Origin of the sequence: Bradyrhizobium sp. 149 (assembly GCF_023073915.1) — a bacterium.
Taxonomy (GTDB): Bacteria; Pseudomonadota; Alphaproteobacteria; order Rhizobiales; family Xanthobacteraceae; genus Bradyrhizobium.
Genome location: NZ_JADPKK010000017.1, coordinates 53,309 through 67,386, shown reverse-complemented (window position 1 = coordinate 67,386; position 14,078 = coordinate 53,309). Strand labels below are relative to the sequence as shown.

15 protein-coding genes and 1 tRNA gene are annotated in these 14,078 nt (G+C 60.3%); 8 read left to right on the top strand and 8 right to left on the bottom strand.

Going from position 1 to position 14,078, the window contains the following annotated elements:
• Positions 1-80: 80 nt before the first annotated feature.
• A complete protein-coding gene (locus IVA88_RS11060; protein ID WP_247497320.1) occupies positions 81-566 on the bottom strand; it encodes a nuclear transport factor 2 family protein in 486 nt (161 codons plus the stop codon).
• Between the two features lie 83 nt (positions 567-649).
• Here IVA88_RS11060 and IVA88_RS11055 point away from each other — a divergent pair, with 83 nt between their 5' ends.
• From IVA88_RS11055 to IVA88_RS11030, 6 genes are read left to right on the top strand one after another with little or no spacing between them, the layout of a single operon-like run.
• A complete protein-coding gene (locus IVA88_RS11055) occupies positions 650-1,606 on the top strand; it encodes an NADP-dependent oxidoreductase (RefSeq protein WP_247497319.1) in 957 nt (318 codons plus the stop codon).
• 42 nt (positions 1,607-1,648) lie between these two features.
• A complete protein-coding gene (locus tag IVA88_RS11050; RefSeq protein ID WP_247497318.1) occupies positions 1,649-2,320 on the top strand; it encodes a TetR/AcrR family transcriptional regulator in 672 nt (223 codons plus the stop codon).
• A 31-nt stretch (positions 2,321-2,351) separates the two neighbouring features.
• Positions 2,352-3,128 carry an isocitrate lyase/phosphoenolpyruvate mutase family protein gene (locus IVA88_RS11045; RefSeq protein ID WP_247497317.1) on the top strand — a complete coding sequence of 259 codons (777 nt, stop codon included), beginning with the start codon at positions 2,352-2,354 and terminating at the stop codon, positions 3,126-3,128.
• A 22-nt stretch (positions 3,129-3,150) separates the two neighbouring features.
• Positions 3,151-3,762: a glutathione binding-like protein gene (locus tag IVA88_RS11040; protein ID WP_247497316.1), complete on the top strand. Its 612-nt coding sequence runs from the start codon at positions 3,151-3,153 to the stop codon at positions 3,760-3,762.
• Positions 3,763-3,771: 9 nt separating this feature from the next.
• Positions 3,772-4,533, top strand: coding sequence for an alpha/beta hydrolase (locus tag IVA88_RS11035; protein ID WP_247497315.1), 762 nt, complete (start codon positions 3,772-3,774; stop codon positions 4,531-4,533).
• A 23-nt stretch (positions 4,534-4,556) separates the two neighbouring features.
• Positions 4,557-5,567 carry an NAD(P)-dependent alcohol dehydrogenase gene (locus tag IVA88_RS11030; RefSeq protein WP_247497314.1) on the top strand — a complete coding sequence of 337 codons (1,011 nt, stop codon included), beginning with the start codon at positions 4,557-4,559 and terminating at the stop codon, positions 5,565-5,567.
• A 303-nt stretch (positions 5,568-5,870) separates the two neighbouring features.
• Here IVA88_RS11030 and IVA88_RS11025 read toward each other — a convergent pair whose 3' ends face one another.
• The 5 genes from IVA88_RS11025 to IVA88_RS11005 are packed head-to-tail and all read right to left on the bottom strand — an operon-like array spanning position 5,871 to position 10,282.
• Complete coding sequence (locus tag IVA88_RS11025) at positions 5,871-6,638, bottom strand: amino acid ABC transporter ATP-binding protein (RefSeq protein WP_276577889.1); 768 nt, start codon at positions 6,636-6,638, stop codon at positions 5,871-5,873.
• Positions 6,639-6,665: 27 nt separating this feature from the next.
• Positions 6,666-7,355, bottom strand: coding sequence for an amino acid ABC transporter permease (locus IVA88_RS11020; RefSeq protein ID WP_247497313.1), 690 nt, complete (start codon positions 7,353-7,355; stop codon positions 6,666-6,668).
• Entirely contained in the window at positions 7,352-8,143 is a 792-nt protein-coding gene (locus IVA88_RS11015) for an amino acid ABC transporter permease (RefSeq protein WP_247497312.1), read from the bottom strand. The genes IVA88_RS11020 and IVA88_RS11015 overlap by 4 nt, the downstream gene beginning before the upstream one ends.
• A gap of 52 nt (positions 8,144-8,195) precedes the next feature.
• Positions 8,196-9,092 (bottom strand): amino acid ABC transporter substrate-binding protein, encoded by an 897-nt coding sequence (locus tag IVA88_RS11010; RefSeq protein ID WP_247497311.1) that lies wholly within the window; start codon positions 9,090-9,092, stop codon positions 8,196-8,198.
• A gap of 29 nt (positions 9,093-9,121) precedes the next feature.
• Positions 9,122-10,282 (bottom strand): aminotransferase class V-fold PLP-dependent enzyme, encoded by a 1,161-nt coding sequence (locus IVA88_RS11005; RefSeq protein WP_247497310.1) that lies wholly within the window; start codon positions 10,280-10,282, stop codon positions 9,122-9,124.
• A 237-nt stretch (positions 10,283-10,519) separates the two neighbouring features.
• Between IVA88_RS11005 and IVA88_RS11000 the strand changes: the two genes are divergently transcribed.
• Positions 10,520-11,317, top strand: a complete 798-nt coding sequence (locus IVA88_RS11000; protein WP_247497309.1) for an IclR family transcriptional regulator — start codon at positions 10,520-10,522, stop codon at positions 11,315-11,317.
• A 265-nt stretch (positions 11,318-11,582) separates the two neighbouring features.
• Here IVA88_RS11000 and IVA88_RS10995 read toward each other — a convergent pair.
• Positions 11,583-11,658: transfer RNA gene (locus IVA88_RS10995), tRNA-Ile, on the bottom strand.
• Positions 11,659-12,015: 357 nt separating this feature from the next.
• On the bottom strand, positions 12,016-12,993 hold the full coding sequence (locus tag IVA88_RS10990; RefSeq protein WP_247497308.1) for a tripartite tricarboxylate transporter substrate binding protein: 978 nt from the start codon (positions 12,991-12,993) through the stop codon (positions 12,016-12,018).
• A gap of 106 nt (positions 12,994-13,099) precedes the next feature.
• Between IVA88_RS10990 and IVA88_RS10985 the strand changes: the two genes are divergently transcribed.
• Entirely contained in the window at positions 13,100-14,065 is a 966-nt protein-coding gene (locus IVA88_RS10985) for a TAXI family TRAP transporter solute-binding subunit (RefSeq protein WP_247497307.1), read from the top strand.
• Positions 14,066-14,078 lie beyond the last annotated feature (13 nt).

Sequence of the window (14,078 nt, the reverse complement as noted above, 5' to 3'; positions counted from 1 at the left end):
GGCTGTGTTAGCTGCTCGGCTTGTTCCCTGCAATACCAAGGGCGGCTGGCGGCAAGCATCGTCGACTTGCCGCCATTCGCTCATGACCGCCGATAAGCTTCGGCAGGCACACCGGCTTGGTGAGCAACGTCGGCGAGGTCGAAGTGGAAGGATTCCCACACAATCTTGCGGTCCTTGAACCGGAACAGGATGAAAACCGGGGTCGTCACGCGCGCGCCGTTCGGCTTTGCTCCGTGAAAGCTGTAGGCGGGCGTAAAGCTGATCGTGCCCCAGCTGCAGAGGGTGTCACCGTCCGCCGCTTGTCCGGTGAGCTGCACCGAATAGTCCGGCGCGAACCTGAAAAATATCTCAAGGCCGCGGCGGAGTTCATCCGCTCCTTGCGAGCGCGCCCCCATCGGCGGCGACTGCAGAACGCCTTCTGGATGGTAAATCGCCAGCGCCGCCTCGATGTCTTGCTCGCTTTTCACGCGGGCTAGCTCCGAGACGATCTGCTTCATCTCAGCGGTGGTCAGGATGTCGGCGCTGCCGTCAAGCCGGCCGGTCGTTTGCGGTATCGTCATCAACATGTGCAATCCTCCGAGGTTTGGTACTTGACAAAGATACGGACCTGTCCGTAGCGTTGTCAACATTCGAAACGTGGAGCAGTGCCTTGCCCAATCCTGAATCCCTAATGCGCGCCATTCAGCAAAATGAGTGGGGAGGTCCGGATCGATTGCAGCTTGTGCAGATTGCTCGGCCGACGCCGTTGCCGACCGAAGTGCTGGTCAGGGTCAAGGCCGCAGGTATCAACCCGGTGGATGTCTATACAGCGCAAGGGAAGGCATACATGCGAGCCCTCAGCCTACCCTACGTCCCCGGCTGGGATGTCTCCGGCATCGTCGAGCAAGTGGGCTATGGTACGACGCGCTTCCGGGTTGGGGACGAGGTGTTCGGAATGCCTTGGTTTCCCCGTGCTGCAAATGCCTATGCGGAGTATCTGGTGGCGCCGGCGCGCCACCTTGCCCTCAAGCCAAGGAGCCTGAGCTTCGAACAAGCTGCCGCACTCCCGCTTGCAGGACTCACAGCCTGGGAAATGCTGGTCGACATCGCCAAGGTCGGGCCTCGTGACAGGGTCCTGATCAACGGCGCCGCGGGCGGCGTCGGACACCTCGCCGTCCAGATTGCCAAGGCGCGAGGCGCTTACGTTGTCGCCGTCGCAAGCGGCGCCAAGCGCCGGTTCCTTGAGGAGCTAGGTGCCGACGTGACGATCGATTACACGATCTGCGCCGTCGAAGATCAGATTGCAGACGTCGACGTTGTGATCGAGCTCGTCGGCGGTGAGGTCTGTCTTCAGATGCTCAGGACGCTTCGTCGCGGCGGCCTTCTTATCAGTGCGCAGGCCGCTTGGGCACCCCAGCTGAGGAGTGAAGGGGAGAAGCTCGGGGTCAGGACGTCCTGGTATCTTGTCGAGCCCAACCACACCGGTTTGGAGGCACTGGCTCGGATGGTGGATGATGGTTTGCTGAAGATCGAGGTGACGGCGAGCTATCCGTTGGAAAAGGCGGCCGAGGCCTTGGGGAAAGTTGCGGAGCGCCGCTCGGTGGGAAAGGTCGTGCTGACCGTCTGAGAGGCGCTCCTGAACATCGACAGCCGAACGCGCGAGCGAACGATGCCCAAGGGATCAAACAGCTTTAACGTCGACGAGCGTGCCGAAAGGCGACTGCGTGGCCGACCGCGCAAGTTCGATCGTGCGAAGGCTCTGGACGGCATCATAGATGTGCTCCTGGCACGCGGTCTTGAAGGCGCTACCATGGACGAACTCAGCCAGGGAGCGGGCATCAATCGGCCGAGTTTACGGCTTGCTTTCGGAGACAGGGAAAGCATCATTTGCGCCGCGGTCGAGCGCCACGGGTGTGAGATCCGTGCGGCATTGCAGGAGCTCTGTAGAGCCTCGCTCGAAGACTCGATAAAGGCCATGCTCCGACGGCTCGTGATGATCTATTCACCCGAGCCGCCGGCGGAGCGCGGTTGTGTGCTGCTCACGCTGATGCCGTCTCGCGATCGACAGCCGGCCGTGAGCGCTGCAATCGCAAATGTGCGCATGGAGATCTCCCGGGCGGTGGCGCATCGCGTCCGTGCTGCGACGTCGGAAGCGTCAGCGGCGACGCTTACGCAGGTCTGTCTCGGCATGATTTTCTGGCTGTCCGTCGAGGCACGCGGGGGCGCGTCGCGCGAGACTCTGAACAGGGCTGCTGACCTGTTTGCGCAGTTCATCGGCCAATGCAGTGGAGCCGGTAAATGTTCGACGAGTTGTCCTGTGGAGACCGGCGGGCATGCATGAAGTGGCAAGGTGAGACATGAGAAAGATAAACATGAAAAGTCTGGCAGACAGGTTCGCGGGCCTTCACCAGCAGCATAATCCGGTGGTCCTGGTCAACATATGGGATGCCTGGTCAGCGAAGGTCTGCGAGGCCGCCGGCCACCCGGCGGTTGCGACCAGCAGCCACTCGCTTGCCGAGTCGGTCGGATTTAACGACGGCCAGAAGGTACCGCTTCATTTGCTGCTTGCGGCAGTCGAAAGCATCAGCCGTTCGGTGTCCGTGCCGCTGACCGTTGATTTCGAAGCGGGCTTCGGCGATTCTCCGCAGCAGGTTGCCGATGCCGTTGACCGAGTGATTGTCGCCGGAGCGGTCGGTATCAACCTCGAGGACGGACTCTCGCGAGGCGAGCGGCTTCTCGTCGAAGCCGAGCAGCATTGCGAGAAGATCGCGCGCGCTCGCGCCGTGGCCGCCCAGAGAGATGTTCCTCTCTTCATCAATGCCCGATTTGACGGGGTCCTTCTCGAAAAGAAACAAACTGACACTCTCGTCGATGAGGCGATCAGGCGCGGCGCTCTTTATCGCGCAGCCGGCGCCAGCGGGCTGTTCGTCCCCGGTCTGACCGAACTGCCGTTGATCGGAAGATTAAGTCGTTCGATCGATCTTCCGCTGAACATCATGATGATGCCGGGCGGCCCCTCCGTCGCGGAGCTTGCCTCCGCGGGTGTATCGCGCGTGAGCCTCGGCCCTTGGCCATTCGAGTATCTAAGTCGATCGTTTCGGCGAACTGTCGAGGAATTCGCAACGCGCTCCGACGTCTTTTTCTCCTGATCGGCATGTCGGGACATACCCAATGGACAAGTTCTACTTCACCAGATTTTCGTGCTCGATCGCCTCTCTGGCATTGCTGGTCGAGTGCGAGCATCCGATTGAGCCCGTCCGACTGGAGATGACCCCGGAGGGCGCAGGGGACGAGAGCTTTGCCGCTCTCAGTCCCCTTCGGCAGGTGCCGGTTCTCCACGCCGGTTCGATCGTCCTGCGGGAGACCGGCGCAATCTTCGAATATCTTTCCCTCAGGCATGAGCGAATGGATTGCTTCGCGAAAAGCGCCGAGGAGCGGGTCGCCGTATCGCACTGGATCGGTTTCCTGGGCGGGACCGTCCATCCGCTGTTCAGGATACTGTTCCGGCCCGAGCGTTTTGTTGGAAAGGAAGAGCAGGACCAGAAGAATGCCCGCCTGCACACGGCGCGATATCTTCTGCGCGCGCTCTCGGTGGCCGAGAAGCAACTGGCGGCCCGCGGCTGGGTTCTCGGACGCAGGACGGGCATCGACTTCTACCTTTTTGTTTTCACGAGATGGCTCGGGATGCTTCGCATCCCTCTCAGCCCGGTCCTGAACGACTTTCACGATCGTGTCGCCGCCTTGCCGGCGATGCGCTCGGCAATGGTCATCGAAGCAAATTGAGTCACAGACATGCAGCAGGAGGAAACGGTGAGTAGGTTGAATTTTGTCCTTGTTCATGGCGCCTGGAACGGCGGCTGGTGTTGGAGCCGGGTGGCGTCCTGTCTGAACCCGCGGAACGAGATTGCGGTGTTCGCGCCGACGCTGACTGGTTTGGGCGAGCGCGGACATTTGCGGTCGCCGCCGCCTTCGCTCGATACCCACATCGAGGATATTGTTCGCGTGATCACATATAACGATTTGCGCGACGTCATCCTGGTCGGCCACTCCTACGGTGGCATGGTGGTTACCGGCGTTGCCGACCGCCTGCGTTCGCGCCTGAAGCACATCGTCTATCTCGATGCGGCGGTCCCCGGCGACGGCGACGATTTTGCGTCGCATGCACCCGGCACCACAGCGGAAGAGGCGGCGAAAAAGCGCGACTGGTTCCGTTCCCTTGCCAAGGACGGCGAGTGGATCGGCGCGCCGGACCCCGGGCTCATCGGGGTGAGCGAGCCGTCGGACGTCGAATGGTTGAAGCGAATGATGACCCCTCATCCGGTTCAGACCTTTCTGCAGCCCCTGCGACTGGTGAATGGAGGGGCTGCGGGACTACCGAAGACCTATATCCTGGCGACCAACCCTCCTGCCGATATCATGGGTTACCCGAAACAGGCTGAGCGTGCCAAGCGCGGCGGCGAATGGCGATTCCGGTCAATTCCCTGCGGCCACGACACCATGGTGGTAAGTCCGAAGGAGACGGCGGACCTGCTGCTCGAAGCCGCTAACGCCTAGTTCGGCAGGATACGGGGTGAACGATGAAGGCTTACGCCTATGTCGAGCGTATTGCGCTCGATAGTCTGGTCGAGATCGATCTGCCGGATCCCACGCCGGGCGACCACGACGTTGTGGTGGCGATGAAGGCTGTGGCCTTGAATTACCGCGATCTCGCCATCGCCGATGGCGACTATCACATCGAGGTCCGACCGCCGCTGATACCAATCTCGGATGGTGCAGGCGAAGTGGTCGCCACAGGCAAATCCGTTCGACGCTTTCGTGTCGGAGACCGGGTATGTGCCGTGTACCTTCCGGACTGGAAGTATGGCCCGATTCGCCGAGAGGTAGCGGCTCGTCGCTTGGGTGGACCAAGCAACGGCGTGTTGCGCGAGCTAATGTGCGCGTCCGAAGAGGACTTCGTGATGGCTCCTCGGCACCTTACGTTCGAAGAAGCGGCAACGCTGCCGATTGCATCTGTAACGGCGTGGCAGTCCCTATTCGTTAATGGGAGCTTGAACCCCGGTGATAACGTGCTGGTGCAGGGAACCGGCGGCGTTTCGATCGCGGCGGTCCAGCTTGCACGGTCGGCAGGGGCGAAGGTCATTTCGCTGGTTCGAACTGACCGACACCGGGAAAGCCTCCGCCGCCTCGGCGCTTCGGACGTTCTGGTGTCGGATGATCATTCCTGGCATCAGCAATTGTTTGAACTCACGCGCGGTGCCGGCGCCCACGTGATTGTCAATGTTGCGGGAGGCGAAACAGTAGCCAGCAGCCTGCTTGCTGCATCAGGAGGAGCCACAATTCACCTCGTGGGCTATGCGTCGGGACGGATGGTCGTCTTCGACATGTTCGAGGCGATTCGCAGGGCCGCGAAATTCCTGGTCGCGGCGGCCGGAAGCCGGGAGAGCTTCGAGCAACTCGCCCGCCTGTTTGAACTGGAAGGGTTACGTCCTTTGGTCGCAGAGCGCTTTCCGGTCAGAGACTATCGAAAGGCGATGGAGAGCTTGCGGCGGGGTGGGCACCTGGGAAAACTGGTCCTAGCGTTTGATTGATTATCAGCAGGAGCGAGATGCAGTTTCGAGATGCGGTCGACTGCTTGCACCCCTGTAATCGCTAGTGGGCCCGGCAGGACTCGAACCTGCAACCAGACCGTTATGAGCGCGGCAACCTGGCGGGAAACTCGAGCAAAATCAGTGGCTCCCGATCAAGATCATTCACGTTTGTGCGCGTTTGTTCACGGGGTTTCTGCCGGATTTCTGGTGGCGCGAAATCGATGGCTTGGCAAATTGAATTAGCGAAACCCTAGCAAGCGTTAGTCGAGCCCTGTGTCGGCGAGTGGGTCCGACCCAGATATTCTAGTGGATGATCTGGTTTAGAAAGCTCCTTGCTCGCTCCGTGCGTGGAGCTCGGAAGAACGGTTCCGGCGCGGCTTCTTCCACGATGCTTCCCCGATCCATGAAAATGACGCGATCGGCGACCTGGCGCGCAAAACCCATTTCGTGGGTTACGCACACCATCGTCATGCCTTCCCTCGCGAGATCGACCATGGTCTCCAGCACCTCCTTGACCATTTCGGGATCAAGCGCGGAGGTAGGTTCGTCGAACAGCATGATCTTGGGCTGCATGCACAGCGCACGCGCGATCGCAACACGTTGCTGCTGGCCACCGGAAAGTTGTGCGGGATATTTGTCTGCCTGATCCTGAATACGGACCTTGTTGAGCAGACCAAGCGCCCGATCACGTGCCTCGGAGTGTGAAATGCCGCGAACCTTCATCGGGGCCAGCATGCAATTCTCGGCTACCGTAAGGTGCGGAAACAGGTTGAAGTTCTGAAACACCATCCCGACTTCACAGCGCACACCGTTGATATCGGCAACACGATTGGTCAACTCGACGCCGTCGACGACTATTCTGCCTCCGTCGTGCTTCTCGATATGGTTGATGCACCGGATCAACGTCGATTTTCCTGAGCCGGAAGGTCCGCAAAGCACGATCTTCTCGCCCCGCCCGACCTCAAGATTGATGTTATTGAGCGCGGTGAAGCTGCCGAATCGCTTGACCATATTCTCGACGACGATGATTGCCGCAGACTGGCCGGCGTTGCTGGCATTCTCATGAGGCATGCTCGTCTCCCAATTCCTGAAAGATGATTATCGGCTGGCAAGTGAGTATCGCTTGCGGAGGCTCGCGACGCATTGCGAGCCGGCAGAGCTGATGACCAGATAGACCACCGCCACGAACAGATACATTTCGACAAGGCGACCATTGAGCTGCGCGAGTTTGGACGCGGCCCCCAATAGATCCGTGAGCGAAAGCACGTAGACCAGCGACGTGTCCTGGAACAGGATAATGGTCTGGCTCAGGATGATCGGGCTGGCCACGCGGAACACCTGCGGCAGCACGATTTGGCGGTAGGTGTAATAGGTGGACAGAGCGAGCGCCTGACATGCTTCGAATTGCCCTTTGTTCACCGCGCGCAACCCGACACGGATAATCTCGGAGTAGTAAGCGGCCTCGAACAACCCGAACGTAATGAAGGCCGTGTAGGTAGCGCTGATCGGAATCGGTCGGCCGCTCCCGCTGAGATGACCAAGGACGATCGGCACCAGGAAGAAGAACCAGAACAGCACGAGTATCAGCGGGATCGAGCGGATCAACGCGACGTAGGCGCGCACGACCTGGGCCAGACCCGGAAGCTCGAAATGCTGCACCAAAGCAAGACAGGTCCCGAGAACCATGCCGATCGCGAAGGCCGCCGCGGTCAGCGACAGCGAGAACAGCAAGCCCGACCAAAGGTACGGCCAGGACTGTGCAATGATCGAAAAATCGAGCGCATTCATTTCACGGCCTCCATGGCGCCAGGCAACGCGCCTGCTTGCTGGACATCGGCGAGTTCCGGATCGACAGCCAGCTTGGCAGGCGTGGTGCCGGGGATGCGGACGGCTCGGTCGATCAGCGTCATGCCCCGATACGCAATCAGCGCGAGACAGAGATAGGCAATTGTCGCTGCTCCAAATGCGGAGAAGGTCTGGAACGTCGCTTCGCTGATTTGACGCGCCTGTGCGGTCAGCTCCATCAAACCGATGGTGAGGGCAACAGAGGTGTTCTTGTAGATGCCCATCACCTCGCTGGTCAGGCTCGGCAAAATGAGGCGCAAAGCCTGCGGGACGACGATGTATCGATAGGTAGGGTACCCCCCGAGGCCGAGCGCATTGGCAGCCTCAACCTGTCCCCGCGGAAGGGCTTCGATTCCGGCCCGAACCTGCTCGGCGATTCGGGAGGCCGTGTAGAGCCCAAGGCAAAGCAGTGCCGGGAAGAAAGAGGCCCAGGGCGGCGGCATCTCCTTGATCGCATTTCCAATGGCGCTCGGCACCACCTCCGGGAAAACGAAGTACCAGAGGAACATCTGCACCAGGACGGGGATGTTTCGAAATATCTCGACGTAGAGCCGGGCGAGCGTCGAGAACAGGCGATTTTTGACCGTGCGACCGACGCCGACGACGACTCCGATGCCAAAAGCTATCCACCAGCCGAAGAAAGCCAACGCCAGGGTCCAGCCGAGGCCCGACAGAAGCCAGTCGATATAGCGCTGGCCGTCTGCCGTTTGTTCAAAAAGTACTCCGAACATCGCGAGCCCCCAGGTTGCAGGTGCGAACGAGCGAGACAATCAGCTCCGTCCATCAATCGACGGCATCGCTGGGGTGGACAATCCGATCCTTCAGCGCGTCGGAGAGCGGGAACGCAAGATTTTCGCTCTTCGGCGGAATCGGGCTGTTGAACCATTTCGCATAGGTCTTTTCGAACTGACCCGATGCCATCTGCTTGGAGAGGACGTCATCGACAAGGGTCTTGAACCCGGCGTCGCCCTTCGTAAACATCAGCCCGTAATAGATCTTAGAATATCCTTCAGGCAGGAACGCCACGGCGTTCGGGTTCGGCGCCGCCGCCTTGAGGCCCGCCAGCAGAATGTCATCTTCCATGAATGCGGCCGCACGTCCGGTATTGAGCATCAGGAATGACTCGGCGTGATCCTTGGCCTGGACGATGCGGAGGCCGAGTTGTTCCTTTGCATTCACGCCCTGCGCGAAGCCGATCGCATTTGAGCCCTGGGTCACCACGATCGTCTTGCCCTTGAGATCGGAGGCAGACTTCACGCCGCTATCCGTCTTGACCAGCCACCGCGGCTGACTGACGAACGTCGCCACTGAGAAGGACACTTGTTCCTGCCGCTTCTTGTCATTGGCAGTACCGCCACATTCAATATCGACCGTTCCGCTTTGGATCAGGGGAATGCGGTTCGATGAATTTACCGGCGTATAGTTGATCTTCAGACTAGGCAGCTTGAGGTCTTCCTTGATGCGATCGACGATGGCGCCGCAAAGATCGAGTGAGAAGCCGACCGGCTTCTGGTCGGCCCCGAGATAGGAAAACGGAATCGACGCTTCGCGGTAACCGATCGTAATCGCGCCACTGGATTTGATCTTATCCAGCGTCGGGCTATCGGCGGCCGTGGACGGACTGGCGCTGACGGCCAGAAGCGTCGGGAGAACTCCGAGCAACTGCACAAGCTTTTTCATGATTCATCCCTTCCCGTTAATTGTCGAATTCAGGCTGCGACCGAGGGGCGCCTGTGCCCTCGCCGGCGAATGACATCGATCAGGCGATCGATATCGGTGGCGGTGTTGAACATGCCGAGCGAAACGCGAATGCCATCACGTTCGGGCGAAACACGCACACCATTCTCCTCAAAATGGCCGAGCCAGTCCGACGCGGGTAAAGCGATGACGTAGATATGCGGGGCGCGGTTCTTTCGCTCGCGCGGACCAACGAGGCGTACTCCCAGTTCAACCAGGCGCTCAATCAAGTGATCGCCGAGATCGAAGCAATGGTTCTGGATGTTTTGCACCCCGATCTGCTCGATCATATCGAGCGAGGCGCCAAGCGCATGGACGGCGGGCAGATTGAAGTTACCCAGTTCGAAGCGCTTGGCTGCCGAAGACGGATCCATTTGGTCCGGACGCGCGATGAGATCGCCCGGGACTGCGGCAAGGCTGGCGGCCGCCAGATAGGTCGGTTCGAGTTCGCTAAGGGATTTGTCCCAGTAAAGCAGCCCGAGCCCCTGCGGGACGAGCAATCCTTTGTGGCTTCCGGAACCGATGAAACTCGCCCCAATCGACTTGGCGTCAATCGGCACCACGCCGATCGCCTGCATGACGTCCACGACAAAATAGAGATTCTTCTCGGCGCACAACGCACCGACGCTTTCGATGTCGAACCGGTGACCCGCGTGGAAGGTCACATGCGACATCGAGATGGCGCGCGTCCTCGCGTCGATCAGCGGCCGAAAGCTTTCGGCGTTGACAACTTCCGTCATCGGAATGAATCGGACTTCCACGCCTTTGCGTTGCAGGTTGAGGAAGGCATATGCGTTGTTCGGATGATCGCCGTGGATCATCAGAATGTTGTCGCCAGCCTTCAGCGGCAGAGCGTTTGCCGCGATGTTCATGCTTTCCGACGTGTTTTTGGTGAAGGCAATTTCGTCCGCGGTCACGCCGAGAAATCTGGCGACCTTGGCCCGGGTCTGCTCGACGCGATCGAGCCAAACGCTCTTGGGGCCGGCGGTCTCAAAGCCTTCGCGGAGAAAAAGCTCGATCGCATCCTTCACCGGGCGCGCCAGCGGCGTTTGAAACCCGGAGTCCAGATAGACCATCCGTTCGACAGCGGGGAATTCCTTCCTCACCGCGTCCACGTCGTAGTGACGAGACATGCACATCTCCTGTTGAGCGCGCCGTCGAGACTTGGCTCTCGGCCAAGCGGCGGAGCGAAATTTTCGGAACGGTGAGACTCCGTTGCGACATTCTTGGTCAATCACCGGCAACGCGAAGGATATGAGCTTTGCGATTTTCAACAACATTAATTTTCATATTTCAATAGTTTCTATTCCGAAAAATGATAACTTTGCCGGTACACATTGATTCCGCTACCTATTTTCAAGGCCGGAAAAATGATCAAGCGAGTTGAAAAGGATGGACCATTGGATCGCGCCTTCGCGATCGTGCGGTTCGTTGCCGACCAACGCAAAGCCGTCTCCGTGGCTGAGATCGGCAGGTCTCTCTCTCTGCCTCTTCCGACCGCACATCGGCTCATCGGAAATCTGGAGGAGCGCGGCCTGCTTCAAAAGGCGCTCGGCACCAAGCGCTACGTCGTGGGAAATCAGCTCGTCACGTTATCGGCCTCCGTCATCGGTGCAGCATTTCGCACGGCGCGGCGGCACGCGGTACTTCGTGCGGTCGCAGGGGAAATCGGCGAGCAATGCGAGATCGGCGTGGTTCGCGACAATGTCGTTGCCTACGTCGACAGCGTTCGCGTTTCGGAGCCGCAAGGCCTTCAGTTCAATCCCGGAGAAGCCGCGCCACTACACTGCACCTCTACCGGCAAGATCTACATGAGTAGATTGCCCGAGCGCGCCCGCGTGAAGCTTTGCCGCGCGTTGCATCTCACCAAGTACACAGAAACCACGATCGTAGAATTCCACGCGCTGATGAAGGTTCTCGAGGATACGCGGCAGCGCGGCTGGGCTAAAACTAACGAAGAATATGTGAAGGGAGTTGTGGGTTGTGCTGTCCCTATTTTGTCGCCGCAGCGAGAGCTAATCGCATGCCTCGGTGTCTCTGTGCCGGCCGCTCGCGTCAGTTTCATCGAGTTGGATCGCTTTATACGCCCACTTCAAAAGGCGGCGGCTCTGCTATCGGAAACCATTCTCCAGGCTGAAGATGACGAGGCGGGTGCTGGCGGTTCGTAACGTCACCTGTCACGCGACGAACTACTTGGCCTTTGGACCGCATATTGCGGACGTCGCCAACGAATGTCCGATCATCGAACAGCAGCAGAGATCGTGCGTGCAGACTTTCCGTTGTAGGCAACACCTGCAAGGGTGCCGTAGCGCACGGCCGGCTCCAGTATTTGCCATTGGGATGACTTGGTTATTTGCGCGAAGATCGTTTTTGATTCTGTCGGAATTTCTGGCGGTGTAGAAAATATCAAAATCGACAAGTCACTGATTCCAGTGGTGGGCCCGGCAGGACTCGAACCTGCAACCAGACCGTTATGAGCGGCCGGCTCTAACCATTGAGCTACAGGCCCCGCCGCGAGACGGCCTGTGGAGGCGGCCGGCAACGGTGCGCGGTTCGTTTACAGGGAGGGAGGCGGGGGTGCAATGCCGGCGCTGGCGACCTGGACATAGGCGCTGCAGGGTCGGGGCTTCCAAATTACCGAAATCTTGCGAGGGTGTACTTATGCGCCTGTTTTGCCCGACGGGTCAAATGCCCTGAGGGAACCCGTTGGTTCGGCGGGCTTGCTTTTCGGCCTCCGTAACCCGCTGTGATTGCTCAGGTCTTCTACTGTGCATGGGGTTGTTTTCGCGCCTTTTGTTTTGAGAGGCCTGCCGCTCCCCCCAAATAATGTTGGCGGCGAGCGACAGGCCCGCCGCGGGGCCGCCTGCTAATCCACCGACACGCCGGCGAACTCCACCACCTTGCGCCACTTCTCGGTCTCGTCGGTGACCAGTTTGCCGAACTCGGCCGGCGTCATCGGCTTGGGGATGCCACCGGTTTCAGTGAGCCGCGCGACCAGCTTCGGATCCTTCAGCGCCTCGTTGACGGCCTTGTTGAGGATCTCGATCACTTCGCCCGGCGTGCCCTTCGGCGCGGAGATGCCGTAGAAGCCGACCGATTCGAAGCCCGGCACCGTCTCGGCGATCGCAGGCACGTCGGGCACGCTCGGCCAGCGCTGCGGCGAGGTCACCCCTAACGCGCGGACAGTGCCGCCCTTCGCCTGCTCCATCGCGGAGGGAAGGTTGTCGAAGATCAGCTGCACCTTGTTGGAGATGATGTCGGGGAAGGCGATGGCCGAGCCGCGATAGGGCACGTGCACCATGTCGCACTTGGTCATCACCTTGAACAGCTCCGCCGACATGTGCACCGAGGTGCCGTTGCCGGACGAGGCAAAGGAGATCTTGCCGGGATTGGCCTTGCAGTAGTCGATGAACTCCTGAACCGTCTTCGCGGGAAACGCGTTGGAGACGACCAGCATGTTGGTGAGCTGCATGATGCTCGCGACCGGCACCGTGTCGCGCAGGAAGTCGAACGGCAGCTTCTTGTAGAGCGAGGTCGAGATCGCGTTGTTGGGCGCGACGAACAGCAGCGTGTAGCCGTCCGCCGGCGAGGCGATCGCAGCAGCGGCCGCGATGTTGCCGCCCGAGCCGGTGCGGTTCTCGACGATGAACTGCTGGCCAAAACGATCCGACAGCCATTGCGCCATGATCCGCGCGACGATATCGACCGGGCCGCCGGCGGAGAAGCCGATGATCCAGTGCACGGGACGGTCGGGATAGCCGGCTGCGGAGGCGGGAGGCGCGGCGCTGAAAAGCGTTGAAATGAAAACCAGCCCGAAAATACTGTTACGCAAAATTCGCAACATGAAGCCTCCCATTGTTCTATTGTCGTTGGCTGCATGCTTTCACAAAATCCGGGCGCTGCCTACATCGTCGCAAGTCGATGTTGACGCGCCCCCGCCGGAACCGACCATGAGATTCGCAATCACCCTTCTTCTCGGCGCGGCGCTGCTGTTAAGCCCCGCCGCAGCTCAAACCGGAGGCACGGCCATTCCGACCACGACGATCAGTTTGGGCACCGCGACGCCCGGCGGCGGCTTTCCGCTCTATGGCAACGCCTTTGCGCAAGTGATGAACGCGGCCGATCCGCAAATCACCATCGCGCCCCGCAACACCAAGGGCAGCAACGAGAACATTCCGCTGCTGGAGAAGGGCGAGCTCGATCTCGCTCTGGTCGCGGGCGAGCCGGCCTATGAGGCCTTCGCCGGCATCGGCCGCGCGCCGGTGCGATTGAAGATCCTCACGGCGATCTATTCCAATCCCGGCATGTTCGTTGTGCGCGCGGACAGTCCGTACAGGACCATCCGCGATCTCGTCGGCCAGCCCGTCGCATTCGGTGCCAAAGGTTCGGGCCTGCCAATCCTGGCGCGCTACGTGCTCGACGGTCTCGGGTTGAGGCAGGACGAGGACTTCAAGGCTGTTTATCTCGACCGTGCCGGCGACGGCCCTGCGATGGTCGAGGATGGTCGTGTTGCTGCATTGTGGGGCGCCGGCATCGGTTGGCCCGGCTTTGCGGCGGTGGCCTCGAGTGCGTCAGGCGCGCGCTTCATCGCGCCCAGTGCCGAGGAGATCGCGCGCATCCGCGCCAAACATGCGTTCCTCAAGCCGCTCACCGTGCCGGCCGGCAGCTACCCGAAGCAGTCCGAGCCGATCGCCTCGCTCGGCTCCTGGAGTTTTGTCCTGACCCGCGAAGATCTGCCTGATGATCTCGCCTATCGCCTTGCCAAGACGCTTCACGCTGTCGAGGCGACATTCTGCAAGCAGCTCGCGCAAGCCTGCGAGACCACGGCCGCGAACACGATCGCGGCCGCGCCGAAGCCCGAGCTGATCCATCCCGGCGTGATGAAGTACTTTCGCGAGATCGGCGTGGCGAAGTAGCGCGGAGTATACC

Excerpts from the sequence above, each read along its gene's own strand:
- IVA88_RS11060 (WP_247497320.1), bottom strand. The coding sequence starts at position 566 with ATGTTGATGACGATACCGCAAACGACCGGCCGGCTTGACGGCAGCGCC.
- IVA88_RS11000 (WP_247497309.1), top strand. The coding sequence starts at position 10,520 with ATGATCAAGCGAGTTGAAAAGGATGGACCATTGGATCGCGCCTTCGCG.
- IVA88_RS11010 (WP_247497311.1), bottom strand. The coding sequence starts at position 9,092 with ATGAAAAAGCTTGTGCAGTTGCTCGGAGTTCTCCCGACGCTTCTGGCC.
- IVA88_RS11030 (WP_247497314.1), top strand. The coding sequence starts at position 4,557 with ATGAAGGCTTACGCCTATGTCGAGCGTATTGCGCTCGATAGTCTGGTC.
- IVA88_RS10990 (WP_247497308.1), bottom strand. The coding sequence starts at position 12,993 with ATGTTGCGAATTTTGCGTAACAGTATTTTCGGGCTGGTTTTCATTTCA.
- IVA88_RS11050 (WP_247497318.1), top strand. The coding sequence starts at position 1,649 with ATGCCCAAGGGATCAAACAGCTTTAACGTCGACGAGCGTGCCGAAAGG.
- IVA88_RS11035 (WP_247497315.1), top strand. The coding sequence starts at position 3,772 with ATGCAGCAGGAGGAAACGGTGAGTAGGTTGAATTTTGTCCTTGTTCAT.
- IVA88_RS11015 (WP_247497312.1), bottom strand. The coding sequence starts at position 8,143 with ATGTTCGGAGTACTTTTTGAACAAACGGCAGACGGCCAGCGCTATATC.
- IVA88_RS11005 (WP_247497310.1), bottom strand. The coding sequence starts at position 10,282 with ATGTCTCGTCACTACGACGTGGACGCGGTGAGGAAGGAATTCCCCGCT.
- IVA88_RS11040 (WP_247497316.1), top strand. The coding sequence starts at position 3,151 with ATGGACAAGTTCTACTTCACCAGATTTTCGTGCTCGATCGCCTCTCTG.
- IVA88_RS11020 (WP_247497313.1), bottom strand. The coding sequence starts at position 7,355 with ATGAATGCGCTCGATTTTTCGATCATTGCACAGTCCTGGCCGTACCTT.
- IVA88_RS11045 (WP_247497317.1), top strand. The coding sequence starts at position 2,352 with ATGAAAAGTCTGGCAGACAGGTTCGCGGGCCTTCACCAGCAGCATAAT.
- IVA88_RS11025 (WP_276577889.1), bottom strand. The coding sequence starts at position 6,638 with ATGCCTCATGAGAATGCCAGCAACGCCGGCCAGTCTGCGGCAATCATC.
- IVA88_RS10985 (WP_247497307.1), top strand. The coding sequence starts at position 13,100 with ATGAGATTCGCAATCACCCTTCTTCTCGGCGCGGCGCTGCTGTTAAGC.